Origin of the sequence: Micromonospora sp. FIMYZ51 (assembly GCF_038246755.1) — a bacterium.
In the GTDB taxonomy this organism is placed as follows: domain Bacteria; phylum Actinomycetota; class Actinomycetes; order Mycobacteriales; family Micromonosporaceae; genus Micromonospora.
The window spans coordinates 4,980,565-5,004,186 of record NZ_CP134706.1 but is presented as its reverse complement, the minus strand read 5'-3'; the positions used below and the strand labels follow the sequence as shown (position 1 = coordinate 5,004,186).

Below are 23,622 nucleotides of genomic sequence, written 5' to 3'. Positions count from 1 at the left end.
CCCACCGGGCGGGAAGCCCGGCGACCCGGGTGGAAACCCCGGCGGCGGCCCGGGCGGCAGCGCCCCGGGCGGATAGCCGGGTGGCGGCCCGCCGTGGGGGTAGGGCGTGCCGTGGGGTAGCCGGGCGGCGGCGTGCCGTGGGGTAGCCGGGCGGCGGCGTGCCGTGGGGTAGCCGGGTGGGGGCGTGCCGTGGGGGTAGCCGGGTGGGGGCGCCCCGGCGGATAGCCGGGTGGGGAGCGCCGTGGGGGTAGCCGGGTGGTGGGGCGCTCTGGGGTGGGGTGTCGTGGGCGTGGCCGGCGGGTGGAGCGTGCGGTTCGGGAGGTGGTGCGTCGGCGGGGGGCGGTGCGGGCTGCTCCGGACCCCAACCGGTCGGGCCGCTCACAGCCCTTCCGCCCGGTCCTCGCCGAGCGCGGTGAGCCGGTCGCGCAGCCGGGACGCCTCCGCCGGCCGCAACCCGGGCACCCGGGCGTCGCTGGCTGCGGCGGCCGTGTGCAACTGCACGGTGGCCAAATCGAACGCCCGCTCCAGCGGACCGGCGCTGACGTCGACGAACTGCATCCGGGAGTACGGCACGATGGACAGCCGGCGCACCAGCAGACCGTGCCGCACCAGCAGGTCGTTCTCGCGTTCCGCGTAGCCCCAGGCGTGTACCGCCCGGACGATTGTCACCGCGCGCCACACCGCGAACAGCACGAGGACACCCAGCCCCAGGCCGAAGGGCCAGGAACCGGTCACCGCCCAGCTGACCCCGAGTACCGCCGAGACGACGGCCACCAGGGCGGCGAGTCGCAGCAACTCCACCCAGATCAGGTCGGTCGAGATCGACTGCCAGCGGACCGTGTCCGGCCAGGGTTCGAGTGGGCCGGGCTGTGCCACCGGGGGCGCCGGCTGCGGGCCGGCCGGTCCGTCACCGTTCACCGAGCTGGCCTTTCGTTCGCGACTGCGGGGCTCGCAAGCTCACTCCTCGCGCTCACCGAGCTGGGCCTTTCGTTCGCGACTGCGGGGCTCGCAAGCTCACTCCTCGCGCTCACCGAGCTGGGCCTTTCGTTCGCGACTGCGGGGCTCGCAAGCTCACTCCTCGCGCTCACCGAGCTGGGGTTCCGTTGTCCGCGTCCACCCTTCGAGCGTAGGCGATCCGGCCAGCGGGGCGACCTCGCGCAGGAAGCCCCGCGCGGTGAGGAAGTCGCCGAGCTGTGGACGGTGCAGGTCGCAGGCGAGCCACGTCTTGCGCCGCTCGGGCTTGTGGATTCGAGGATTGTTCCAGCGCAGTGACCACGCGGCCGGGGCGCGACACCCGCGGGCCGAACAGATCAGCGGCTGGCTTGGGGTGTCGAGATCACTCATCCCGGCCAGTCTAGGGCGACGGGAGAGATAGAGCGCCGGGCGGCCACGGGGGAAGCCGCCCGGCGACGAATGCATGGTACACACGCCGGGGCCGCTTCTGTCCACTCACGTTTGGCGATTTCGCCTGGCGCGGGACGGCGTGGCGAAAATCGGTCGCTCCCCACGTCCGTACTCAGCCGGGCATGCGAGGCTTGGTAACGCACACGCCACGACGACCAAATCATGCTGTGGAGGACCGGTGGCCCAGCCGACCATGCCCGACGCTCCGACGCCGAACGGGACGCAGCCGCAGCCGCCCTCGGCACCGACCACCACCCCGGCACAGGACGCCGGGCTGCTGGAGCGGGCGCTCTTCGAGATCAAGCGGGTGATCGTCGGGCAGGACCGGATGGTGGAGCGGATGTTCGTGGCGCTGCTCGCCCGGGGGCACTGCCTGCTGGAAGGCGTACCGGGGGTGGCCAAGACCCTGGCGGTGGAGACCCTGGCCAGGGTCGTCGGCGGGTCGTTCGCCCGGGTGCAGTTCACCCCCGACCTGGTGCCGGCCGACATCATGGGTACCCGTATCTACCGGCAGTCAAGCGAGAAGTTCGACGTGGAGCTGGGGCCGGTCTTCGTCAACTTTCTGCTCGCCGACGAGATCAACCGCGCACCGGCGAAGGTGCAGTCGGCCCTGCTCGAGGTGATGAGTGAGCGGCAGGTCTCGATCGGCGGGGAGAGCCACCGGGTGCCGGACCCGTTCCTGGTGATGGCGACGCAGAACCCGATCGAGCAGGAGGGGGTCTACCCGCTGCCGGAGGCGCAGCGGGACCGGTTCCTCATGAAGATCATCGTGGGTTATCCGACCGACGCCGAGGAACGGGAGATCGTCTACCGGATGGGGGTGGCCGCACCCGAGCCCACCCCGGTGTTCGGCACCGACGACCTGATCGCCCTTCAACAGAAGGCCGACCAGGTGTTCGTACACAATGCCCTGATCGACTACGCGGTCCGGCTGGTGCTGGCCACGCGCGCCCCCGCCGAGCACGGCATGCCCGACGTCGCGCAACTTATCCAGTACGGCGCCAGCCCGCGCGCCTCGCTCGGTCTGGTCCGGGCGACCCGGGCGCTGGCGCTGCTGCGCGGGCGTGACTACGCCCTGCCGCAGGACGTACAGGACATCGCCCCGGACATCCTGCGACACCGCCTGGTGCTCAGCTACGACGCGCTCGCCGACGACGTGCCGGCCGACCACGTGGTGCACCGGGTGATGGCGACCATCCCGCTGCCCTCGGTGGCGCCCCGGCAGCAGGCGACACCGCCTGGCGCGGTGGCGCCGACCTCGGGGTGGCCCGGGCAGCGGCCGTGACCTCGACCACCCCTCGACCCGGCGGTCGGGACGGCCAGCCGGACGCGGTCACCGACCGCTCCGGCGCGGTGCTGTCCCGGCTGCAACTGCTGGTCACCCGCAAACTCGACGGGCTGTTGCAGGGCGACTACGCCGGTCTGCTGCCGGGGCCGGGCAGCGAGGCGGGCGAGTCCCGGGAGTACCGCCCCGGCGACGACGTACGCCGGATGGACTGGCCGGTGACCGCCCGCACCACGACGCCGCACGTACGGCGTACGGTGGCCGACCGTGAGCTGGAGACCTGGCTGGCGGTGGACCTCTCGGCGAGCCTCGACTTCGGCACCGGCCGGTGGCTCAAGCGGGACGTGGTGATCGCGGCGGCGACGGCCATCACCCACCTGACCGTGCGGGGCGGTAACCGGATCGGCGCGGTCGTGGGCAGCGGCGGCGACCTACCCCCGCGCCCGCGTCGGTGGGGCCGCCGGGCGGTGCCCGCGTCGGACCCGGGCCGGCTGGTCCGGCTGCCCGCCCGGTCGGGGCGCCGCGAGGCGCAGGGCATGCTGCGTGCCATCGCCGCCACCGAGATCCGGCCGGGTCGGGGCGACCTCGGCGCGCTTGTCGAGATGCTCAACCGGCCGCCCCGCCGACGCGGCGTCGCGGTGATCATCTCCGACTTCCTCGCCCCGCCGGCCCAGTGGTCCCGGCCGCTGCGCAAGCTGCGGGTCCGGCACGACGTGCTGGCGATCGAGGTGGTGGACCCGCGGGAACTGGAACTGCCCGACGTCGGAGTGCTTCCGGTCATCGACCCGGAGACCGGCGAACTGCACGAGGTGCAGACCGCCGACCCGAGCCTGCGGCATCGGTACGCGGCGGCGGCTGCCAGCCAGCGGGCGGAGATCTCCGCCGCGTTGCGCTCCGCCGGTGCCGGGCACCTGAGACTGCGTACGGACCGAGACTGGCTGCTGGACATGGTGCGCTTCGTGGCCGCGCAACGGCACGCCCGCACCCGAGGGACGATGAGATGATTCGACTGCTGCAACCGTGGTGGTTGCTGGCCGTGCTGCCGGTGCTCGCCCTGGCCGCGCTCTACGTCTGGCGGCAACTGCGCCGGCGGGAGTACGCGCTGCGGTTCACCAATGTGGACCTACTGCGTACCGTGGCGCCGAAGGGGCTGGGCTGGCGCCGGCACATACCGGCGGCTGCCTTCCTGCTCGCCCTGCTGGTGCTGGCCGGCGCGCTGGCCCGACCGGCGATCGACACCCGGGAGCCGCTGGAGCGGGCCACCATCATGCTGGCCATCGACGTGTCGCTCTCCATGCAGGCCGACGACGTGCCGCCGAACCGGCTGGAGGCGGCCCAGGAGGCGGCCAAGCAGTTCGTGGCGGAGCTGCCGGAGACCTACAACGTGGGGCTGGTCTCGTTCGCCAAGTCGGCAAACGTGCTGGTGCCGCCGACCAAGGACCGGGCGGCGGTGACCAGCGCCATCGACGGGCTGGTGCTGGCCGAGGCGACGGCGACCGGTGAGGCGGTCTTCACCTGCCTGGAGGCGATCCGGTCGGTGCCGGCCGACGGCGCGGCCGGCATTCCGCCGGCCCGCATCGTGCTGCTCTCCGACGGGTACCGCACGGCCGGCAGGTCGGTCGAGGAGGCGGCGGCAGCAGCGCAGGCGGCGAACGTGCCGGTCTCCACCATCGCCTTCGGCACCGACACCGGCCACGTCGACATCGGCGGCCAGTTGCAGCGGGTGCCGGTGGACCGGCTCGCCCTCGCCGACCTGGCCGAGAACACCGAGGGCTACTTCTACGAGGCGGCCACGGTCAGCGAGCTGAAGCAGGTCTACCAGGACATGGGCAGCTCGATCGGCTTCCGGACCGAGCCAAGGGAGATCACCCAGTGGTACGCCGGGCTCGGGTTGCTGCTCGCGCTCTGTGCCGGTGGCCTCAGCCTGCTCTGGACCTCCCGCCTGCTCTGATCCGACGGTTCTCGGCCGTGGTCCAGCGGTCCCGGCCCAGCAGCTATGCGGCGCGAGCTGGCTCGGGCTAGGGAGTTGTCAGGGCTGGGACGTAGGGTCCCTGCGTGGCGGGAGCTTACTGCGCATGGTGCGGGCGATACGCGCACATGGCTTATGTTGACGGTACACGTGCGGCAGCGTGGTTTATCGATCCAGAGACGGTGGAAACGACAACCATGGCCTGCTTTAAGTGCGACGGCTGTGCTGGCCTGATGATTGCCTCGGTAGTCACCGACGGCTATGAGGATCACGAAAGCATTACGGCGCTTTTGTCCTTCTTGGGCGATCATCGAGACCTGTTGCAGTGGTCTCCAAGCACCTCCGGGATCAGGGGATTCCCGGATGTGCCTGAGCACATCGGGGCAGCGGCATCCGAGGCATACCGGTGTGCCGACAGTAAGAACCTAAGGGCAGCCGTCCTTTTGGCGCGGTCAGTGATTGAGGCGACTGCCAAGGCTAAGAATGTCCTGAACGGCGGCTTGAGGCAAAAAGTTGATGAGATGCACGAGCGGGGTCTGATCCGGGAGCACATCAAGGAAGGCGCGCACGAAGTCCGTCACCTAGGAAACGACATGGCTCACGGTGATTTCGTTGATCCGGTAGACAAGGAGGACGCCGACTTGGTCCTGGCGTTGATGAGTGAGGTTCTGGCCGAGGTGTTTCAGTCTCCGGCCAAGGTCGCCCGAGCGAGGGCGGCCCGAGACGCCAAGAAGCAGGCCAGCACATCCTGATTCACGTGGCCGAGAACTACTTCTTGCGAAGGATCCCAGTCGACAGCCACTGCACCAGCAACACCGCTAGCGGGCCGCCCTCCGCCTCCTTTCTCACCTTCAGTTCCTCCCCACCTCGGAGCCGTGAGCGGCCGGCGTAACTCCGTTCGGCCAACTCGCCCGGCCCGGCCGTCGACCGGTTCGCGGTTCCCGTCGTGAGGCTGGTTGAAGGGGTGAGGAAAGACGTTCAACCACGCTGATGGCCTCGTCAGAGATTCTGTCCGGCTCCAGGTTGAGGCCGTATGCGGCGGCCCAGGCAGCGCGCAAGTGGTCGGCGGGAGCCTTCGTCGTTGCCTCGGCGATCGCCTGGTCCACAGCCGCCTGGGAGGCTTTGTCAACTCGTGGATGAGGTGGCGACCGCAAGGGTTGTGCCGGTATGTGCGATGCACGGTCCGTCGGGATCGAGCCAAGATCCGCAAGATGCGCGCCGAGGCCGGCATGGGTCGTCGTGTCGTGGCGGTCGACGGCTGGCCATTGACTGTAAAGCTGCAACGTCGCGTCGACGACTGTCAGGGGCGACAAGCTCGAACAGACATCGACAGCGCTGTCCACGCCTCGCCTGTCGGAGTGCTGGTGTGAACGGTTCTGCTTGTCCCAACCCCTACTCGCGTTCGAGTACGAAGGTGCCCTTGCCCTGCCGGCCCTCGATCAGACCTTCGGCACGCAGTAGGAACAGCGCTGCCTCGACCGGCTGCGCGCTGGTGCCATAAATGTCGCGCAACTCGCGCTTGCTGGGCAGTTTGTCACCGGGACTCAGTCGTCCATCGGTGATCTGTTCCCGCAGGTCATCGGCGATCCGCTGGTAATCCGGCTTGTAGGTAGACATCTGGCGCTCCCAAGTTTGGCGCGTCCAGTAGATCACCGGCTGCGTGTCTCCTGCAACGGTGACCAGGCTTACCGTGGTAACCATGGCAAGCTGCGAGGTGGACAGCGCTCCCAGGTTTGGCAACCGGACGTGCAGTCCCACGGACGTGGAACCGACGCTTCGCGCCCGTGGTCGGGGCGGTGCGCGGCACCGAGGCGCGGCGTGCGCCGCCCCGGCGCACTTTGCGAGTTGGCAAGCCCTGTGGTTGAAATGCCACAGCCTGATCTCCGGCCCGAACCTCGATCTACTGCGAAGGGGTGGACCCATGACCAACCGTATGTTGCACCCACGATGGTGTGCACCAGGGTGCCAGGTCACTCCTGATCACCCAACGCGATCGCACCTGTCACGTCCGATCACGATCTCCGCCTGTGGTCATGAGGTCATAGACCTCCGGTTGGTGCTGAGCATGGCGCATACTCCGATGGATGCGCCGCTGCTGGTCATGGTGGAGACCTACGACACCAATCCGGAGGTGAGGCAGCCGGCCGATACCTTTCCACTGTCGATCCGGCAGGCGGGCGACCTGTCTCGCGGGATAACGGGATTGCTGCGTCTCGCCCAGCACACCACCTGGTACGACCAACTACCGGGAGAAGGCTCGACCCCCGTCACTCAACTGGCAGAGGCGCAGCGAGGGCTGTCCGACAAGGAGTTCGCAAAGTTCCTGTCGATGGATCGGGAGTCGCAACTGTCCGAGTCGCCGGAGGATGGGGAGTGAATGTGCCGACCTACCCGCTTCCGTTTCACGAGAGCGACCAGCGGCTGTCGATCGCGCTGCTGGTGGACGTGCGAACCACGCTCCTGCGGCATGGGTTTCCCGAGTTGACGCGGGTGGACATGGAGACGCTGCACGTCGCCCTGCGGCTGTTTCTGTACGGCCAGCAGAGCCGACTGCCGGTGGACCGACCGAGGACGCAGGTGCCCATCTACGACAGCTGCCTTCGCCGCCACGGCCGAGGTGTCGAACCGTAGAGATCAGCGGAAAATGCTCTGTTCCCGGTAGGGGGTCAGTTGGTGCCGCTGGCGAGGACGAAGAGGACGGCCACCCAGACGGCGGCGAGGGTGAAGCCCAGCGGGGCGACGTAGCGGCTCATGACAGCTCCGGAGTGGCGACGGCGGCCCGGGGCAGGGCGGACCGCGTGGGGTGGATCGGGACGCGCACACACGAAGTCGTGACCGGACGGCTTCCGGTGGCACCCGTGGACCGGGGCGGCGTCGTTGCGCCGGGCGGTGAGACGGGTGCGGGGAGCGGTGCCAGCTCAGGCGGAGCGGGATGGCTCAGCGTGGCTGGCGATCGGCCCGGCCACGACTGGGAGGATCACTGTCTGGCACAGCGATCACCTCCTGCGGTCGGGTTCCGGGGCGAAACGGACCGTCGAGCGGCCCGCAAACGCGGATCATCGTACACCCGGCGCGGGTGTCCGGCGCACCCGGCCGAACGGCCGGACAGTCCGCTCCGGGAGGTGGTCGACGGACGGGCCACTCCCGCAGCTCCATCCACCGTTTCGTACCCCGGTACGACGTGCGGCGGGTTAGGGATTACCGTGCGGTAACGCCTAGTCTCCAACCCGCAGCGATCTTTGGAGGGACGCACCGTGTCGCGAACTGTGCTGGTTACCGGCGGCAACCGCGGGATCGGTCTGGCCATCGCCCAGGCCTTCGCCAAGCAGGGCGATCGGGTGGCGATCACCCACCGGGGCAGCGGGGCGCCCGAGGGGCTCTTCGGCGTGCAGTGCGACATCACCGACGCCGCGTCGGTGGACGCGGCCTTCGCGGCGGTGGAGGCGGAGTTCGGCCCGGTCGAGGTGCTTGTCGCCAACGCCGGCATCACCGACGACACGCTGCTGCTGCGGATGTCCGAGGAGCAGTTCACCCGGGTGCTGGACACCAACCTGACCGGCGCGTACCGCTGCGCCAAGCGGGCCTCGGGCAAGATGCTGCGGGCCAAGTGGGGACGGATGATCTTCATCTCCTCGGTGGTCGGCCTCTCCGGCGGTGCCGGCCAGGTCAACTACGCGGCGAGCAAGGCCGGCCTGGTCGGGGTGGCCCGCTCGATCACCCGGGAGCTGGGCAGCCGCAACATCACCGCGAACGTGGTCGCGCCCGGCTTCATCGAGACCGACATGACAGCGGTGCTGCCCGAGGAGCGCAAGGCGGAGATCATCAGGTCGATCCCGGCCGGCCGGATGGCCAGCCCGGAGGAGGTTGCCGCGGTGGTCACCTGGTTGGCCACCGACAGCGCCGGCTACGTCTCCGGCGCGGTCATCCCGGTCGACGGCGGCCTCGGCATGGGCCACTGACCCGCTGGGCCGACGAACCCTTGGGCCGACCGACCTGACGGCCGCGCAAGCCCTCGGCCACTGAACCTGAGCATGGAGGAATGAGTTCAATGTCCGGACTGCTGGCCGGTAAGCGGCTGCTCGTCACCGGCGTCATCACCGACGCCTCCATCGCCTTCTCGGTGGCGAAGCTCGCCCAGGAGAACGGCGCCCAGGTCGTGCTCACCGGGTACGGACGGCTCTCGCTGGTCGAGCGGATCGCCAAGCGGCTGCCCGAGCCGGCCCCGGTGATCGAGCTGGACGTGACCAACCCCGAACAGCTGGCCGGGCTGGCCGACAAGGTTCGCGAGCACGTCGACGGCCTGGACGGGGTGGTCCACTCGATCGGCTTCGCCCCGCAGAGCTGCCTCGGCGGCGGCTTCCTCGACGCCTCCTGGGAGGACGTGGCGACCGCGCTGCACGTCTCGACGTACTCCTACAAGTCCCTCGCGGTCGCGGCGCTGCCGCTGATGTCGCCGGGCGGCGCGGTGGTCGGGCTGACCTTCGACGCCACCAAGGCGTGGCCGGTCTACGACTGGATGGGCGTGGCCAAGGCGGGGCTGGAGTCCGCCTCCCGCTACCTCGCCCTGCACCTGGGCAAGCAGGGCATCCGCAGCAACCTGGTCTCGGCCGGGCCGCTGCGGACGATGGCCGCCAAGTCGATCCCCGGCTTCGAGCAGTTCGAGGACGCCTGGTCCGATCGTGCCCCGCTGGGCTGGGACCTCACCGACCAGGAACCGGCCGCCCGCGCCTGCCTGGCGCTGCTCTCCGACTGGTTCCCGGCCACCACCGGCGAGATCGTCCACGTCGACGGCGGCTACCACGCCCTCGGCGCCTGAGGGTGAAAGGAAGGGCCCCTTCTTAACGCCTCGTGTATAGGAAGGGCCCCTTATTAACGCCCGAGACCCGGGGGCGTTGCCGGACCGCCGCCGGCCACCGGCAAGAATGGGACCATGTCGTACGACGCGGTGGTGCTGGTCTCCTTCGGTGGCCCGGAGGGGCCGGACGACGTGCTGCCCTTCCTCCAGAACGTGACCCGGGGGCGGGGCATCCCGCCGCAGCGGCTGGCCGAGGTCGCCGAGCACTACCAGCACTTCGGTGGCGTCTCGCCGATCAACCAGCAGTGCCGGGAACTGCTCGCGGCGATCCGGACGGACTTCGCCGAGCACGGCCTCGACCTGCCGGTGTACTGGGGCAACCGGAACTGGAAGCCGATGCTCGCCGACACCGTGGCGCAGCTGCGCGACGACGGCGTACGGCGGGCGTTGGCCTTCGTCACCAGCGCCTACGGCGGATACTCCTCCTGCCGCCAGTACCAGGAGGACATCATCGCCGCCCGAGCGGCGGTCGGCCCGGACGCGCCGGTGATCGAGAAGCTGCGCCAGTTCTGGGATCATCCCGGCTTCATCGAGCCGCACGCCGACGCGGTACGCGCGGCCCTGGCCCGGCTCGATCCGGCGCGGCGGGACAGCACCCGGCTCGTCTTCACCGCACACTCGGTACCCGTCTCGATGGCTGACACCGCAGGCCCGCACGGCGGCCGGTACACCGCCCAACTCGCCGAGACGGCCCGGCTGGTGCACGCGGCGGCGGCCCCGGACCTGCCGTACGACCTGGTCTGGCAGAGCCGCTCCGGCCCGCCGCACGTACCGTGGCTGGAGCCGGACATCAACGACCACCTGGCCAGCCTCGCCGGCCAGGGCGTCACCGGGGTCGTGGTCAGCCCGATCGGCTTCGTCTCCGACCACCTGGAGGTGGTCTGGGACCTGGACACCGAGGCGCTGGACACGGCCAAGCAGCTCGGCCTGGACTTCGTGCGTGCCGGCACGCCGGGCGTCGATCCGCGCTTCGTGACCATGGTGCGGGAGCTGGTCCAGGAGCGGATCGATCCGGACGGCGCGAACCTGCGCCGCCGCCTCGGCGAACTGCCGATGTGGGACTCCTGTCCCACGGTCTGCTGCGTACCGCCCCGCCGCCCGTCCTGACCGCTCCGGCGCACCCGACACCCCCAGGGAATGACGATCATGCAGGACCGTAAGCCCGTCGAGAGTTGGCTCACCGACATGGACGGCGTGCTTGTGCACGAGGGCCAGCCGGTGCCGGGCGCCCCGGAGTTCGTGAAGCGACTGGGCGCCTCCGGCAAGCCGTTCCTGGTGCTGACGAACAACTCGATCTACACGCCGCGTGATCTCCAGGCCCGCCTCGCCCGGATGGGCCTGGAGGTGCCGGAGCAGGCGATCTGGTCGTCCGCGCTGGCCACCGCCCAGTTCCTGGCCGACCAGCGGCCGGGCGGCACGGCGTACGTGATCGGGGAGGCCGGGCTGACCACGGCCCTGCACGCGGTGGGCTACGTGCTCAGCGACTTCGCGCCCGACTACGTGGTGTTGGGGGAGACCCGGACCTACAGCTTCGAGGCGATCACCAAGGCGATCCGGTTGATCAACGACGGGGCCCGCTTCATCTGCACCAACCCCGATGCCACCGGCCCGTCCGTGGAGGGTGCGCTGCCGGCCGCCGGCTCGGTCGCCGCGATGATCTCGAAGGCGACCGGCGTCGAGCCGTACTTCGTCGGCAAGCCCAACCCGATGATGATGCGCTCGGCGCTGAACACCATCGACGCGCACTCGGAGAGCACCGCGATGATCGGTGACCGGATGGACACCGACATCCTCTGCGGTCTGGAGGCCGGTCTGGAGACCATCCTGGTGCTCACCGGCATCAGCACCCGGGCGGAGGCCGAGCGCTACCCGTACCGCCCGTCGCGCATCGTCAACTCCATCGCCGACCTGATCGACGAGATCTGACCCCGCCGGCCGACCGGTTGTCCCGCGCCGCGCCGGTCGCGCGCCGAATCGCTCCCGCGCCGCCCGAGGTCCGCGCCGCCCGAGGTCCGCGCCGGTCGAGGTCCGTGCCGGTCGAGGTCCGTCCCGGTGGTCGAGGTCCGTGCCGGTGGTCGAGGTCCGTGCCGGTCAGGCGTGCGCCGCGTCGCGGCGGAGGAAGTCGGCGAGCACCGGGGCCAGGGTCGCTGCCGGTACGCCGTGCCACTCGCCGGGCAGGCTGCGCTGTTCGGCGGCGGGCAGCAGGGCGGCCGTGGTGGCGGCCATTGCGGTCAGGTCACCGGTGCTGCCGGCGCTGTGCAGGACCAGCGTCGGGGTGGTCACCCGGCCGAGCAATGTCGCCCCGGTCGCCTCGCTGAGCAGGCTGTCGTACGCCAGGGTGTGCGCGATCGAGACCATTGCGGCCCAGTGCGGGGTGTCCCGCATCCCGGCCAGCAGCTGATCCGGTACGCCGATGCTGGTCAGGAAGAACGTCACCGCCTGCGCGCCGGTCAGCTCGCGCAGCTTCGCGGTGAAGGCGCGTTGCTCGGCGGAGTCGTCGTCGGGGGTGAGCGGTGGCTCCAGCAGGGCCAACCGGTGCACGTCCAGACCGGCTGCGGCTGCGTGCAGCGCGAGCAGACAGCCCGAGGAGTAGCCGTACAGCGCTGCGGCGGAGCCGGCCTCGGCGATCAGCGCGGCGAGATCCTCGACCTCGCGCTGCGGGGCGTACGGTCCCAGGTCGCCGCTTTCCCCGCGTCCGCGCCGGTCGTACCGGTAGATGGTGAAGTCGGCCGCCAACAGGTCGGCCAGTTCGGCAAGCGGGCTGTTGGCGCGGAAGTGCCCGGCAGCGTCGATGAGGATCAGCGGCGGTCCGGCACCGTCGCGCTGGTAGGCGATCCGCGTCCCGTCGCGGGAGGTGACGTAGGGCATCTCTCGTCCGTTACGGCCGCAGCGGGGCGTTGCAGGCCGCGACGAGGGCCTGGCGGCAGGCGGCGGTCAGCGGGCGCAGGGCGGCGTCCCGCTGCTGGGCTTCGTAGTTGTTCACCGCGCCGCCGGGCGCGGCGTGCCCGGCCAGGGCGAGTACCCGGTCGAGCACGGCGGCGCGGGCGAACAGCCGGCGGGCTCGTGGATCGAAGCCGGGTGGCAGGTCGGTGGTGCCGTCCGGGCGGCGCAGCGCCTCCAGGGCGCCCGCCAGTTCGGGACGCCACTGGGCCACGTCGAGGCGGGTGAGCGCGGCGGTGGTGTCGGCCAGCGCGGCGGCGAGTTCCGCCTCCGCCTCGGCGGCGCCGGGCAGGGTGAGCGACGCGGCGGGCGCGTCGGCCGGCAGCGGGTAGACCCGCCAGAGCACCGTTTCGAAGGTGTCCCCGGAGCCCGAGGTGTGCACCCGTACCTCGGGGATCAGGCCCATCGTGCCGGCGATCACCGCCTCGCCGGCGAGCAGCGCGGTGCCGGCGAAGTCTCCGGGGCCGGGCAGGCCGCGCGGATCGCCGGGTGCGGGAAGCACCAGCCGGATCTCGTCGGGCGAGAGCTTGGCCAGGGTGGGCAGCGCCGCCGGGAGCGGCACGTCCGTCCAGGTGCCGGGCGCGTCCGCGACCAGGTGCTCCTCGTCGCCGGCGACCGCGTCGGCGACCTCGTCGAACGGCACCAGCCCGGCGCGCCACGCGCGCACCCAGGCAACGAACCGGCTCGACCGGCGCGGCGCGAGGATGGCCGCACCCGCAGCGGGGGTGGACATGCCGAAAGAGTACGTGCTGACGCCCGCCTGTGTCTCGGCTGCCGCGCCCTGCGCCCTCCGGCCCGTTCGATCATGCAGCCTGAGTCCCAATTTCATCCGCTTTTGCGGCTTATGTGCCGGCGGCGACTGCATGATCGACGGGTCCGGAACGCACCGCGCGGCGGGTCGGCGAGGGCTGGGGGAGAACTGGATTTAGCGTGGTGGCATGGGGCGGCGGTATGGCGAGGACGTGTTGGCGGGGGACTGGCGGCGACGGAAGGTGACCCCGGAGGTGGACGCCGAACCGGATCTGGTGGTCGAGGACGTCGACTCGGGCTTCTGTGGTGCGGTGGTCGGGTTCGAGTCCGGCGCGGTGGTGCTGGAGGACCGGCACGGCAAGCGGCGCAACTTCCCGCTGCTCCCGGCCGCGTTCCTGCTCGACGGCCAGCCGGTCACCCTGCGCCGGCCGGCCCGCGCACCGGTGCCGGCGGCGCGTCGGCGTACCGCGTCCGGGTCGATCGCGGTGGACGGGGTGTCCGCCCGGGTCGCCCGAGCCAGCCGGATCTGGGTGGAGGGCGTGCACGACGCCGCCCTGGTCGAGCGGATCTGGGGCGACGACCTGCGCATCGAGGGCGTGGTGGTGGAACCGCTGGCGGGCATCGACGAACTCGACGCCGCAATACGCGAGTTCGGCCCCGCCCCGCATCGGCGGCTCGGCGTACTCGTCGACCATCTCGTGCCCGGCTCGAAGGAGAGCCGGATCGTGGCCCGGGTGACCTCGCCGCACGTGCTCGTCACCGGGCACCCGTACGTCGATGTGTGGCAGGCGGTGAAACCGGCGGCGCTGGGCATCCGGGCGTGGCCGGTGGTGCCGCCGGGACGGCCCTGGAAGGAGGGCGTCTGCGCGGCGCTCGGGGTGGCCGAGCCGGCCGCCATGTGGCGGCACATCCTGTCCCGGGTGAACACCTACGCCGAGGTGGAGACGCCGTTGATCAACGCGATGGAGCGGTTGATCGACTTCGTCACCGAGCCGGGCTGATCCGGCCGGGCCCGTGCCCCCGATCGGCCGGCGGGCCTGGGCGCTAGCGTGGACGGCCTGATCCCTACCACCCCGGGGGGTGCTGCTTGAGTCGGTTCCAGCGGTCGCGGCAGCGGCTGCGTCAGGCGTACGAGACGGGCCGCGCGGCGGTTCGCACGGCCCGTGAGCGTCAGCGCGCACGGTCGGTGAGCCGCGCCGCCGAAGCGGCGGATTCCGGGTTTGCCGAACCGGTGCACCGGCCCGGTCCGCCGATCGACGGTAGCGCCTCGACGGCGAGCCGCGACGACTCCGACGTGCCCAGGGCGCTGCGGATCGCCGCCGCCTGGTCCTGGCGACTCATCGTCATCGGGGTGGTCGGCTGGGCGCTGCTGCGCCTGCTGGGCACCATCCGCATCGTCATCGTGCCGTTGCTGGTGGCCCTGCTGCTCGCCGCCCTGCTGGCACCGGCCGTGGGGTGGCTGCTGCGGGTCGGCGTCCCGCGCACGCTGGCCACCGCCGTGGTGCTGATCAGCGGGCTGGCCGCGGTGGTCGGCACGTTGACCATGGTGGTCAACCAGTTCATCGTCGGCCTGCCCGACCTGAGTACCCGGGCCGCGGCCGGCATCGGGCAGATCCAGGACTGGCTCCGCGACGGGCCGGTCGGCCTCTCCGACGGGCAGCTCAACCGGTACGTCGAGGCCGGGCAGAACTGGATCAACGAGAACAGCCAGTCGTTGACCAGCGGCGCGATCAACACCGCCGGCACGGTGTTCGAGGTGTTCACCGGCACCCTGCTGGTGCTGTTCGCCACGTTCTTCTTCCTGCGCGACGGGGACCGGATCTGGCGGTTCCTGGTCGGGATGTTCCCGGCCGCGGCGCGCTGGCGGGCCGACGACGCCGGCCGTGCCTCGTGGCTGACCCTGGTGGCCTACGTCCGGGCCACCGTGCTGGTGGCGTTCATCGACGCGGTGGGCATCGGGGTCGCGCTGGTACTGCTCGACGTGCCGTTCGCCTTCCCGCTGGCCGCGCTGGTGTTCCTCGGCGCGTTCATCCCGATCGTCGGTGCGACGCTCTCCGGAGCGGTGGCGGTCCTGGTCGCCCTGGTCGACAGCGGCTGGGTCACCGCGTTGGCCGTCCTCGGTGCGGTGATCGTGGTCCAGCAGGTGGAGGGCAACGTCCTCCAGCCGTGGATCATGGGCCGGGCGGTGGCGCTGCACCCGTTGCCCGTGGTGCTGGCGGTGACCGCCGGCGTGGTACTCGACGGCATCTTCGGCGCGCTCATCGCGGTACCGGTGATCGCCGTGCTCAACACCGCGGTCCGCCGCCTGGCCCGGGAGCGACCCGGACCACCGCCACCGGTCCCCGAAGCGGTAGTCGTCCGCGCCACCCCTCCGTGAGCAGTCAGGGGAGGTCGTCGGGGGTGCGGGTGAACACGAAGGTGGCGATGTCCAGGGCGACCGGGGTGCCGGCGGCATCGTGGAGCACCGCAAGCACCTCGCCGTGTTCCTCGCCGCCGACGCCCCGCCAGCGGTTGGGGCCGTGCGCCGCGTAGCGGCTGACCTTGCCGCCCGAGGTGACCCCGATCAGCTCGTCGGTGGCCGCGTCCCAGCTGAGGTCGAGCGAGCTGCCCATCCACCACCACCGGCCGGTGAGCGCCGCGACGTCGGCAGGTGGTGGTGCGTCGGCCGGGCGCCACGGCCGGGGCGGCACGGGTTCGGCGTCCAGGACGTAACCGAGCAGCTGCCGGGTGAGCGGGCGGAGCCCGCCGGAGCGGAAGGTGTACGAGTTGGCGAAGCCGACCACGCCGGTACGACTGGGCCGGTGCACGATCAGCATCGCGCCGTAGCCGGGCATCGAGCCGCCGTGTCCGGCGTACACCCGGTCACCCTCGCGGATCAACTCGATGCCGAGGCCGTACCCGCCCCGCCAGGTGTCCGGGTCGGTGAGGATCACCGGGGCGCACATCTCGGTCAGGGTCCCCGGGGCGAGCACCGCCGGGTCGGGGTCGGCCAGGAAGGCCGCCCAGCGGCCCAGGTCCGCCACGGTGGACCAGAGCTGCCCGGCCGGCGCCATCGCCCCGGTGTCGGTACGCGGCTCCTCCCGCAGCGTGTCGTGCCAGGGGTGCACCACGTAGCCGGGGGCGTACGGCTCGGTGGCCGCGTACGTGGTGCGGTCCAGGCCGAGCGGGTCGAGGATCCGCTCGCGCAGCAGCTGTGGCCACGGCGTCTTCGTGATCCGCTCCAGCGCCCCGCCGAGCAGACCGTACGCCAGGTTGGAGTAGTGGAACGCGTGGTGCGGCGGGTACGCGACCTTCGCGGCGGAGAAGCCCTGCAACAGGGTGGTCAGGTCGACGCCCGGGCTGCGTTCCCACCACGGCCCGTCGGGCTCGCGTTGCAGGCCACCGGCATGCCCGAGGAGCTGGCGCAGGGTGACCGGGCCGGCTGCGGCGGCCTCGGGCAGGTGCCGCCGTAACGGATCGTCCAGGGCCAGCCGGCCGGCGTCCCGTTCCTGCATGATCAGCACCGCGGTCATCGTCTTGGTGATCGAGCCGAGCCGGTATTGCAGGTCGGCATCGGGTTGCGGGCGGGTGCCGGCGCCGGTCAGGTGGGCCAGCGTGCCGTCGCGCACCACCCCGACGACAAGCGACGGAACGCGGCCGGCGGACTGCGCGTCGGCCACCAGCGCGTCGATCCGGCGGGTAGTTTCCGGACGCAGGGGCACGAACCCTCCCTCGGTGGTGGTGGTCGCCAGGGCTCGATCATGACAGTTCGATGACACGTGCATTGCCGTGTCACGATCGTTACATGGAAGCCGTGTTGTGGATCGTGCTGGGCGTGGTGTTGGCGGTCGCCGAGATCTTCACGGCGACGCTGTTCCTGATCATGTTCTCGGTCGGCGCTTTCGCCGCTGCCGGTGCCGCCGCTCTCGGTGCCTCGGTGCCGGTGCAGGCGGTGGTTTTCGCTGCCGTGTCGGCGCTGACCGTGCTCGCCGCGCGGCCGGTCATCCAGCGGCACAAGCAGACCTCCTCGGAGGATCGGGGCACCGTCTTCGGTGTCGAGGCGATCGAGGGGTCGACCGCCCTGGTGCTGGAACAGGTCGACGCGGACCAGGGCGTGGTGAAGATTGATGGCGAGACGTGGAGCGCCCGCGCCTACGACGCCACCCAGGTTTTGGCACCCGGCGAACGGGTGCAGGTTATCCAGGTCAAGGGAGCGGTAGCCCTGGTCTGGCGGGACGTTGCGACGCCCGGTGAGCTACCCGAAGCGGAAAGGTGAACGGATGGAATTCGTGTTCCCCGTCCTGTTGATAGCCGTGGCCCTGCTGGCAGTGGTCACCCTGGCCAAGGCCGTGCGGATCGTGCCGCAGCAGCGTCAGGACGTGGTCGAGCGGCTCGGCCGGTACAAGCGCACCCTGAATCCGGGCCTCAACGTCCTGGTGCCCTTCGTCGACGCGGTACGCACCAAGGTCGACATGCGCGAGCAGGTGGTCAGCTTCCCGCCGCAGCCGGTGATCACCTCGGACAACCTGGTCGTGTCGATCGACACCGTCCTCTACTTCAAGGTGGTGGACTCGGTCCGGGCCACCTACGAGATCTCCAACTTCCTCCAGGCCATCGAGCAGCTCACCGTCACCACGCTACGGAACGTGATCGGTTCGCTCGACCTGGAGCGTGCGCTGACCAGCCGTGAGGAGATCAACCGGCACCTCTCCGGTGTGCTTGACGAGACCACCGGCCGGTGGGGCATCAAGGTGACCCGGGTCGAGATCAAGGCGATCGAGCCGCCGCCGAGCATCCGCGACTCCATGGAGAAGCAGATGCGCGCCGAGCGGGACCGCCGGGCCGCGATCCTGAACGCCGAGGGGCACAAGCAGTCGCAGATTCTCTCCGCCGAGGGTGAGAAGCAGGCGGCGGTGCTGCGCGCCGACGGTGACCGGCAGGCCCGGATCCTCCAGGCCGAGGGCCAGGCGAAGGCGATCCGGACCGTGTTCGACGCGATCCACACCGCCAACCCGAGCCAGAAGGTGCTCGCCTACCAGTACCTCCAGGCGCTGCCGCAGATCGCCAACGGCACGGCCAACAAGGTGTGGATCGTGCCGGCCGAGCTGACCAAGGCCCTGGAGGGGATGGGCGGTGCGCTCGGTGGGCTGAGCCAGATGGTCGGCGACGCGCCGAGCCCGCAGGCCTCCGACGACGCCAGCGCGGTCGAGCGGGAGGCCGCGGAGGCGGCGCAGGCCGCCGCCGCAGCGGCGGAGGAGATCCACAACGAGGTACGCGTGGCGGAGGCGCAGGCCACCGGTGGCAAGAAGCCGCAGGGGCTGCCCGCTCCGGAGCCGATCTCCGCGGAGAGCCTGGTCAACGACCCGGCCGACCAGCGCGAGCGAGGCTGATCCCGGGCTGACCCGGACCGGTCACACCGGTCCGGGTCAGCCGGAGCAAATGCGAGAAATGCTCATGAGGCGCTCCGGTGCCTGCCACCATCGGTCGTAGTGCGGGTGGTGACCAGGCATCGGGGCGCCTCGGCGCGTCCTGAGCACCGCTCGTGGACGAGCGAGGTGACGCATGGAACCGCTGAAGCGCCTGTGGTCTGCGCCGGAGGTGCCGGGGGCACACGATCCCGCCGGACCGCTCGGCACCCGGCGTACCGGTGGGGGCTTCGGCGTACTGCCCTTCGTCGACGACCCGGCCCCGCCGGGACCGGCGACCAATGCGAGCTGGGCGTGGTCACTGCGCCGGCTCGCCCGGGCCGCCGTCTGGCTGCTGCCGGCGTACGCGATTCTCTACTGCGCGGTGGCGATGGCCAGCGACGGCGGGGTCGGCAACGACCCGTACCCGGCCGACGGCCGACCGCTGTACCTGGTCGGCTGGGTGCTCGCGGTCTGGCTCGGCCTGTTGGCCCTGCTCGGCCTGGCGGGCCTGCTCGCCGCCACCCGTAGCCGGCACGCCGCGGTGGCGGGGCTGCTGGTCAGCATCGCCGGCACGGTGCTCATGCTGCCCTTCGCGGGGCTCGCCGAGCAGACCCCGGTGTTCGGCACCACCGCCCGGTCGCTGGTGCTTGTCGGTGCGACCTGTTACAGCGTGGGTTGGCTGCTCACCGGGTGGGCGGTGGCCCGCTCGGGAATGTTCAGCATCGGGGACGGCACGATGCTGATGATCGCGAGCCCGCTGCTCGGCCTCGGTGGTGCCCTGATCGGCTCGTTGCAGACCTTCGGGGCGATCTTCGTGCTGATCGCCGGCATCGGCATCTGCTACCGGTCGGGTCGCCTGATGCCCCGGGAGATCCTCCGCGACGCGACAAGCGCCAGCGTCGCCACCGCCGGCCCGGCCGAACCGAGTGGCCCCGGACCGTTGGGCACGGCCTGACTACCGCCAATGGCGTGGCGAATAGCGGAGTGAAATCGACGCGAGCGCCGCGCGGGAACTGTCGGATTCCGGACCCGCAGCCTTTCGTCGCTTCGGCAGTCGCGGTGAATCTCCGAGGGCCGGAAACAGAAACGGTTGATCAGACAGAGAAGTGGCCCGATAGGTGTAGGGCCGTTCGGCTGTTGTCGGCGGACATCTCGCCGAGGTGTTCTCATTCATCACCGTGGCATCATGGGTGCTCATTTCCCACCGGCGAGATATTCATGGAGCCCGTGCTGTGCCTACGCTGTCCCGACTGACCGTGCTCCTGTGTGACTCCGTTCCCGCCGTCCGACGGCTCTATCAGGAGTTGACCGACAGCCCCTTGGTCGAGCGGGTGGTGGTGGAGGAGAGCCTTGACGAGGCCGAGCGCGCCGTCGCCAACGACGCCTTCGACGTGGTGATTATCGATCCGCTGGTGACCGGGCTGGGCCGTGCCGGCGATCTGGCGCTCGGCTGGTCGGCGGCCGGCATGGCCGTCGTGCTGCACGTCGACCTGGCAACGGTGGAAGACCACGCGTCGATGTTCTACCGCGGCACCCGGACCGGGCTGAAGGAGATGTACACCCTCGACAAGCGGACCCCGCCGGAGATGTTGGCCGCGGAGACCGAGGCGATGCTTGTCAAATGCCGGGATTTCCGGCTGCGGGCCACCGGCGCCTCGCGCACCGACCGGTTGCTCGACCGGGTCCGGGACATCGCCGCCGACACCGGCGATGACAAGTTGGAGCAGCTGGTCGAGGACGTCGAGGAGACCCAGAGCCTGGCGGCGGCGCGCCCGGGATCGGCGCGGTCGACCGGTACGCCCGCGAGCGTCTTCCTGTCGTACCGGTTCGCCGAGGAGGACGGCTACGTGCGCGGGCTGTCCGGGCTGCTGACGGATCGGGGATTCACAGTGGTCACGGGCCGTCGGGCCGACGGGTACGTCGGCGCGGCGGTGCTCAACCGGATCCGCGACTGCGAGTTCTTCGTGTCGCTGATGACCAGAGCCCGGCGGTTCGCCGGAGACGAGGAGAGGTACGCCACGAGCGCGTGGTTGATCGAAGAGAAGGGTGCTGCGCTCGCGTACCGCAAGTACATGGTGCTGCTCGTGGAAGAGGGTGTCGACGACATCGGTGGGCTGCACGGGGACTGGCAGCGGCACGTGTTCACGCCGACCACCTTCACCTCTGCGGCTCGCGACGCGGTCGCCCAACTGCTGGAACGCAGCGGGCGCGCAGACGGGTCGGACGGTGCAAGCGAATCCCGGTGAATCCAACCATCCTCCGTTCGGCCGAAAATTGGTCGACTGATCGATGGAGCTGATTGTTGCTCACCCGTGTTAGATAGTTCCATGCGGGTGCGCTGATTGCAGATTGCGAAATGGGGAGCCGGAGGCGATGCGCGGGTTGCGGCTTACGTTTATCGTCAGGTAATCGGCCGTGGGCTCTGACCTCGTCGGAGGGGCGTTGTGGCAGAGGTGAGATGCGGGAATGGTGCGACGGCTGGCACCGGGACGCTTCGTTCATCCTCGTCGTGCGCGGGCCGCCGACCGTTCTCGACTCACCTGGATTCCCCCTATTTCGAGCGCGAGCCGCATCGGGCGGCGGTGCTGAAGGCCATCCGGGTCGGCCAGGTGCCGCTGAAGTTCGCGTACGCCGGCAGCGCCGCTCGCACCCACGACGCGTACGCCCGCTCCGCCGACTACCTGAGCATGCTGACCTCGGCCCAACAGGAGGCAGATGCCCTGGTGGCAGCCGATGTGCTGGCCGCGGGGGCGCTCGCGTTGGTCGAGATCGGGCCGGGCAACGGCGGTCGCAGCCGAGCCTTCCTCGACCGGTTGGCCAACCGGGGACGACCCTGTCAGCGATATCTGGCACTCGACTTCAGCGAGACCCTGCTCGGCATCGCCTGTGCCCGGCTCGCCCGCTTCGCCGGCGACCGGATGAGCGTTGACTCACAGGTGTGGGACATTGAGCACGGCACCTGCCGGGACGTGGAGCGGTGGCGCGTGGGCCCGGACCCCGTGGTGGGATGCCTGCTCGGGCACACCCTCGGCAACGTCGAGCGGCCCGTCGAGGTGCTGGCGAACATCTACGACGCGCTGCGTACCGGTGACGTGCTGCTGCTCAGCGTCGCTCTCGGTACGGCGGACTGCCCGGCCCCGGAGGCGGTTCTGGCCCCCTACCGGTCTGCGGAGTTCCGTGCCGCCGCCCTGCAACCGCTGCTGGCCGCCGGTGTCGCCGAGACCGATCTGGATTTCGTGCTGAGCTGGCGCGACGAAGCGGTGGTGGGCGAGGCGGTGCTGCGCCGACCGGTGCCTCTGGACGGCTGTCGGCTGCCCGCAGGGCATCGCATCCGCTGCTTCCAGTCCCGCAGATTCCGTCCCCGTGACGTCATCGTCGCCGTCGGGGAGGCGGGTTGGCAGGTCCGCGACGCGGTTCAACCGCCAGGTGGCACCCACCTGGTCGTGACCGCGTCGCGGCGGTGAGGAGGGGGCCGGGATGACCGAGCCGGTTAGTGCCACGAGACCAGCGTCGCCTGCCGATCTGATCGAGCGGGCCCGTCGAGCGAACGTCTTCTTCCGGGCGTCGTACGAGGGCACCGACCCGCAGAGCGTACGACTGCCCGGCGCGGCGGTCGACGAACTGGTCCAGGGCTTGGCCTCGGGCGTGCACCAGGAACTGTGCCAGATCGTGCCGTACTCCGCAGTCGGCCGGCCGGCGGACCTGTTCTCCCGCGCGGTGTTCCGGCAGTTGGCGCGGCGCGCCACGGTCCGCCGGATGTATCTCGTGCCCGGCGAGGATGTGGGTAGCGCTGAGATCGACCGTCAGGTGGACGAGGACCGCCAGCATGACCTGCACCCGGTGAAGGTGGCGGTACGCATCGGCGGTGAGGCCACCCAGGTTCCGATGACTGGCATGTGGCTGATCGACCGCCAGGTGGTGGTCCGCCAGGAGCTGGGCCGCGACGGGATGACCTCCTGGGTGGTCAGCCAGCACGCCGAGGACGTACAACGGGCTGCGCTGCTCTGGGATGCCCTGATGCGGCGGGCTCCGGCCAACCAGGAGCAGTCCGCACCCGGACCGGAACTGACCAGCGTGTTGCTCCAGTCGGCCAAGATGCTCTACGCGATGGCGCCGATGTCGTGCGGACCGTCGCATCAGGACAGCACAAACTGCTCCTGGTACCACTCGGCCTGGCAGTATCTGCGCCTGTTCAACATGGTGAGCAGTCCGCAGTGGCACGCGGAGTTCTACAGTAGACGCCTGGTCGAGGCCGTCCGTGGCGGCGCCCGGCGGGTACTGATCAGCGGCACCGCCGACTACACGACGCTCGCCTTCGTGCTCGACGCGATCCGTACGGCGACCGGCGAGCTGCCGGGCACGTTGGACGTGCACGTGGTGGACAGGTGTCAGACTCCACTACTGGCTTGTCAGTGGTACGCCAGACAGGTGGGTACCGAGATCCAGGGACATCAGGCCGATATCACCTGCCCGGACGCGGTCCGGCAGCTGACCACGGCCGGAAAGTTCGACCTGGTGGTCGCCGACGCCTTCCTGACCCGCTTCGACCGGGCCATGGCGTCCACCGTGCTGGACAGCTGGTCGGCGTTGCTGCGCCCCGGCGGCCGGGTCGTCACCACCGTGCGGCTGCACCCCGGCAACGAGTGGCCAAGCGTCGACGAGCAGGATGACCGGCATCAGGTCACCGACCTGGTCGACGACTTCGAGTTGCGGTTCCGGGAGCGTGCCGCCGGCTGGCGTGGGCTGCTCCAGGTGCAGTTGGAGGAGTTGTCCGCGGCGGTGCGCCGGTACGCCACCCGGATGATGAGCCACGATCTGGGCGACGCCGACGAGGTTCGGACCGCGTTCGGCCGGCGGGGCTTCTCGCTCGCCGAGAGCAACGTCGGCGAGGTCGACGGCGAACTGGTCCGCACCAAGTACCTCAGGCTCTGCGCTGCGCTGTCTCATGACGACAGTGCCCGGCTCGGCGGTTAGCATCGACAGTGTCCCGGTGATCGCCGGTTGACCCAGGGTGAGCCGCCGCAGAAGGGGG

General features: G+C 70.6%; 26 protein-coding genes. 19 read left to right on the top strand and 7 right to left on the bottom strand.

All coding sequences use genetic code 11. The features are described from left to right. Positions 1-378: 378 nt before the first annotated feature. Together QQG74_RS22340 and QQG74_RS22335 are read right to left on the bottom strand one after the other, a co-directional pair. Entirely contained in the window at positions 379-918 is a 540-nt protein-coding gene (locus tag QQG74_RS22340; RefSeq protein WP_341716710.1) for a PH domain-containing protein, read from the bottom strand. 153 nt (positions 919-1,071) lie between these two features. Then, on the bottom strand, positions 1,072-1,344 hold the full coding sequence (locus tag QQG74_RS22335) for a hypothetical protein (protein WP_341716709.1): 273 nt from the start codon (positions 1,342-1,344) through the stop codon (positions 1,072-1,074). A 238-nt stretch (positions 1,345-1,582) separates the two neighbouring features. Here QQG74_RS22335 and QQG74_RS22330 point away from each other — a divergent pair, with 238 nt between their 5' ends. The 5 genes from QQG74_RS22330 (at position 1,583) to QQG74_RS22310 (ending at position 6,028) form a co-directional block, all read left to right on the top strand. Beyond that, complete coding sequence (locus QQG74_RS22330) at positions 1,583-2,689, top strand: MoxR family ATPase (RefSeq protein WP_341716708.1); 1,107 nt, start codon at positions 1,583-1,585, stop codon at positions 2,687-2,689. After that, entirely contained in the window at positions 2,686-3,693 is a 1,008-nt protein-coding gene (locus QQG74_RS22325; protein WP_341716707.1) for a DUF58 domain-containing protein, read from the top strand. Before QQG74_RS22330 ends, QQG74_RS22325 begins: the two co-directional genes overlap by 4 nt. Continuing rightward, complete coding sequence (locus tag QQG74_RS22320) at positions 3,690-4,640, top strand: VWA domain-containing protein (RefSeq protein WP_341716706.1); 951 nt, start codon at positions 3,690-3,692, stop codon at positions 4,638-4,640. Before QQG74_RS22325 ends, QQG74_RS22320 begins: the two co-directional genes overlap by 4 nt. A gap of 146 nt (positions 4,641-4,786) precedes the next feature. Continuing rightward, positions 4,787-5,410 carry a DUF4145 domain-containing protein gene (locus tag QQG74_RS22315; RefSeq protein ID WP_341716705.1) on the top strand — a complete coding sequence of 208 codons (624 nt, stop codon included), beginning with the start codon at positions 4,787-4,789 and terminating at the stop codon, positions 5,408-5,410. A gap of 459 nt (positions 5,411-5,869) precedes the next feature. Beyond that, positions 5,870-6,028, top strand: a complete 159-nt coding sequence (locus QQG74_RS22310) for a hypothetical protein (protein WP_341716704.1) — start codon at positions 5,870-5,872, stop codon at positions 6,026-6,028. Positions 6,029-6,050: 22 nt separating this feature from the next. Here QQG74_RS22310 and QQG74_RS22305 read toward each other — a convergent pair whose 3' ends face one another. After that, entirely contained in the window at positions 6,051-6,275 is a 225-nt protein-coding gene (locus QQG74_RS22305) for a winged helix-turn-helix domain-containing protein (protein ID WP_341716703.1), read from the bottom strand. A 448-nt stretch (positions 6,276-6,723) separates the two neighbouring features. Between QQG74_RS22305 and QQG74_RS22300 the strand changes: the two genes are divergently transcribed. Together QQG74_RS22300 and QQG74_RS22295 are read left to right on the top strand one after the other, a co-directional pair. After that, positions 6,724-7,035 carry a hypothetical protein gene (locus QQG74_RS22300; protein ID WP_341716702.1) on the top strand — a complete coding sequence of 104 codons (312 nt, stop codon included), beginning with the start codon at positions 6,724-6,726 and terminating at the stop codon, positions 7,033-7,035. A 2-nt stretch (positions 7,036-7,037) separates the two neighbouring features. After that, positions 7,038-7,289 (top strand): hypothetical protein, encoded by a 252-nt coding sequence (locus QQG74_RS22295; protein WP_341716701.1) that lies wholly within the window; start codon positions 7,038-7,040, stop codon positions 7,287-7,289. Between the two features lie 35 nt (positions 7,290-7,324). Here the strand turns inward: QQG74_RS22295 and QQG74_RS22290 are convergent, their stop codons facing one another. After that, a complete protein-coding gene (locus QQG74_RS22290) occupies positions 7,325-7,483 on the bottom strand; it encodes a hypothetical protein (protein WP_341716700.1) in 159 nt (52 codons plus the stop codon). A 429-nt stretch (positions 7,484-7,912) separates the two neighbouring features. On the opposite strand from QQG74_RS22290, the gene fabG reads away from it, so the two are divergent. The 4 genes from fabG (at position 7,913) to QQG74_RS22270 (ending at position 11,439) form a co-directional block, all read left to right on the top strand. Continuing rightward, positions 7,913-8,617 (top strand): 3-oxoacyl-ACP reductase FabG, encoded by a 705-nt coding sequence (gene fabG / locus QQG74_RS22285; RefSeq protein WP_341716699.1) that lies wholly within the window; start codon positions 7,913-7,915, stop codon positions 8,615-8,617. Between the two features lie 89 nt (positions 8,618-8,706). Then, positions 8,707-9,474 (top strand): enoyl-ACP reductase FabI, encoded by a 768-nt coding sequence (gene fabI, locus QQG74_RS22280; protein ID WP_341721315.1) that lies wholly within the window; start codon positions 8,707-8,709, stop codon positions 9,472-9,474. A 114-nt stretch (positions 9,475-9,588) separates the two neighbouring features. Next, the gene (locus QQG74_RS22275; protein ID WP_341716698.1) at positions 9,589-10,620 is read left to right on the top strand and encodes a ferrochelatase; all 1,032 of its coding nucleotides are present in this window, start codon (positions 9,589-9,591) and stop codon (positions 10,618-10,620) included. 39 nt (positions 10,621-10,659) lie between these two features. Continuing rightward, entirely contained in the window at positions 10,660-11,439 is a 780-nt protein-coding gene (locus QQG74_RS22270; protein WP_341716697.1) for an HAD-IIA family hydrolase, read from the top strand. Positions 11,440-11,604: 165 nt separating this feature from the next. Here the strand turns inward: QQG74_RS22270 and QQG74_RS22265 are convergent, their stop codons facing one another. Then, on the bottom strand, positions 11,605-12,381 hold the full coding sequence (locus tag QQG74_RS22265; RefSeq protein ID WP_341716696.1) for an alpha/beta fold hydrolase: 777 nt from the start codon (positions 12,379-12,381) through the stop codon (positions 11,605-11,607). A gap of 10 nt (positions 12,382-12,391) precedes the next feature. Next, positions 12,392-13,186, bottom strand: coding sequence for a hypothetical protein (locus QQG74_RS22260; RefSeq protein ID WP_341716695.1), 795 nt, complete (start codon positions 13,184-13,186; stop codon positions 12,392-12,394). A gap of 205 nt (positions 13,187-13,391) precedes the next feature. Between QQG74_RS22260 and QQG74_RS22255 the strand changes: the two genes are divergently transcribed. Together QQG74_RS22255 and QQG74_RS22250 are read left to right on the top strand one after the other, a co-directional pair. Further along, on the top strand, positions 13,392-14,204 hold the full coding sequence (locus QQG74_RS22255; RefSeq protein WP_341716694.1) for a DUF3097 domain-containing protein: 813 nt from the start codon (positions 13,392-13,394) through the stop codon (positions 14,202-14,204). A gap of 86 nt (positions 14,205-14,290) precedes the next feature. After that, positions 14,291-15,580, top strand: a complete 1,290-nt coding sequence (locus tag QQG74_RS22250) for an AI-2E family transporter (RefSeq protein ID WP_341716692.1) — start codon at positions 14,291-14,293, stop codon at positions 15,578-15,580. A gap of 4 nt (positions 15,581-15,584) precedes the next feature. Here the strand turns inward: QQG74_RS22250 and QQG74_RS22245 are convergent, their stop codons facing one another. After that, positions 15,585-16,904 (bottom strand): serine hydrolase domain-containing protein, encoded by a 1,320-nt coding sequence (locus tag QQG74_RS22245; RefSeq protein WP_341716691.1) that lies wholly within the window; start codon positions 16,902-16,904, stop codon positions 15,585-15,587. A gap of 83 nt (positions 16,905-16,987) precedes the next feature. Between QQG74_RS22245 and QQG74_RS22240 the strand changes: the two genes are divergently transcribed. From QQG74_RS22240 to QQG74_RS22215, 6 genes are all read left to right on the top strand, one after another. Continuing rightward, positions 16,988-17,458, top strand: a complete 471-nt coding sequence (locus tag QQG74_RS22240; RefSeq protein ID WP_341716690.1) for an NfeD family protein — start codon at positions 16,988-16,990, stop codon at positions 17,456-17,458. 4 nt (positions 17,459-17,462) lie between these two features. Continuing rightward, positions 17,463-18,572: an SPFH domain-containing protein gene (locus QQG74_RS22235; protein WP_341716689.1), complete on the top strand. Its 1,110-nt coding sequence runs from the start codon at positions 17,463-17,465 to the stop codon at positions 18,570-18,572. Positions 18,573-18,744: 172 nt separating this feature from the next. Next, the gene (locus QQG74_RS22230) at positions 18,745-19,545 is read left to right on the top strand and encodes a hypothetical protein (RefSeq protein WP_341716688.1); all 801 of its coding nucleotides are present in this window, start codon (positions 18,745-18,747) and stop codon (positions 19,543-19,545) included. 277 nt (positions 19,546-19,822) lie between these two features. Next, positions 19,823-20,836, top strand: a complete 1,014-nt coding sequence (locus tag QQG74_RS22225; RefSeq protein ID WP_341716687.1) for a hypothetical protein — start codon at positions 19,823-19,825, stop codon at positions 20,834-20,836. Positions 20,837-21,172: 336 nt separating this feature from the next. After that, complete coding sequence (locus QQG74_RS22220) at positions 21,173-22,054, top strand: L-histidine N(alpha)-methyltransferase (RefSeq protein WP_341716686.1); 882 nt, start codon at positions 21,173-21,175, stop codon at positions 22,052-22,054. Between the two features lie 13 nt (positions 22,055-22,067). Further along, positions 22,068-23,564 (top strand): class I SAM-dependent methyltransferase, encoded by a 1,497-nt coding sequence (locus QQG74_RS22215; protein WP_341716685.1) that lies wholly within the window; start codon positions 22,068-22,070, stop codon positions 23,562-23,564. Positions 23,565-23,622 lie beyond the last annotated feature (58 nt).

Excerpts from the sequence above, each read along its gene's own strand:
- QQG74_RS22335 (WP_341716709.1), bottom strand. The coding sequence starts at position 1,344 with ATGAGTGATCTCGACACCCCAAGCCAGCCGCTGATCTGTTCGGCCCGC.
- QQG74_RS22320 (WP_341716706.1), top strand. The coding sequence starts at position 3,690 with ATGATTCGACTGCTGCAACCGTGGTGGTTGCTGGCCGTGCTGCCGGTG.
- QQG74_RS22315 (WP_341716705.1), top strand. The coding sequence starts at position 4,787 with ATGGCTTATGTTGACGGTACACGTGCGGCAGCGTGGTTTATCGATCCA.
- QQG74_RS22310 (WP_341716704.1), top strand. The coding sequence starts at position 5,870 with ATGCGCGCCGAGGCCGGCATGGGTCGTCGTGTCGTGGCGGTCGACGGC.
- QQG74_RS22305 (WP_341716703.1), bottom strand. The coding sequence starts at position 6,275 with ATGTCTACCTACAAGCCGGATTACCAGCGGATCGCCGATGACCTGCGG.
- QQG74_RS22300 (WP_341716702.1), top strand. The coding sequence starts at position 6,724 with ATGGCGCATACTCCGATGGATGCGCCGCTGCTGGTCATGGTGGAGACC.
- fabI (WP_341721315.1), top strand. The coding sequence starts at position 8,707 with ATGTCCGGACTGCTGGCCGGTAAGCGGCTGCTCGTCACCGGCGTCATC.
- QQG74_RS22275 (WP_341716698.1), top strand. The coding sequence starts at position 9,589 with ATGTCGTACGACGCGGTGGTGCTGGTCTCCTTCGGTGGCCCGGAGGGG.
- QQG74_RS22270 (WP_341716697.1), top strand. The coding sequence starts at position 10,660 with ATGCAGGACCGTAAGCCCGTCGAGAGTTGGCTCACCGACATGGACGGC.
- QQG74_RS22265 (WP_341716696.1), bottom strand. The coding sequence starts at position 12,381 with ATGCCCTACGTCACCTCCCGCGACGGGACGCGGATCGCCTACCAGCGC.
- QQG74_RS22260 (WP_341716695.1), bottom strand. The coding sequence starts at position 13,186 with ATGTCCACCCCCGCTGCGGGTGCGGCCATCCTCGCGCCGCGCCGGTCG.
- QQG74_RS22255 (WP_341716694.1), top strand. The coding sequence starts at position 13,392 with ATGGGGCGGCGGTATGGCGAGGACGTGTTGGCGGGGGACTGGCGGCGA.
- QQG74_RS22240 (WP_341716690.1), top strand. The coding sequence starts at position 16,988 with ATGGAAGCCGTGTTGTGGATCGTGCTGGGCGTGGTGTTGGCGGTCGCC.
- QQG74_RS22235 (WP_341716689.1), top strand. The coding sequence starts at position 17,463 with ATGGAATTCGTGTTCCCCGTCCTGTTGATAGCCGTGGCCCTGCTGGCA.
- QQG74_RS22230 (WP_341716688.1), top strand. The coding sequence starts at position 18,745 with ATGGAACCGCTGAAGCGCCTGTGGTCTGCGCCGGAGGTGCCGGGGGCA.
- QQG74_RS22215 (WP_341716685.1), top strand. The coding sequence starts at position 22,068 with ATGACCGAGCCGGTTAGTGCCACGAGACCAGCGTCGCCTGCCGATCTG.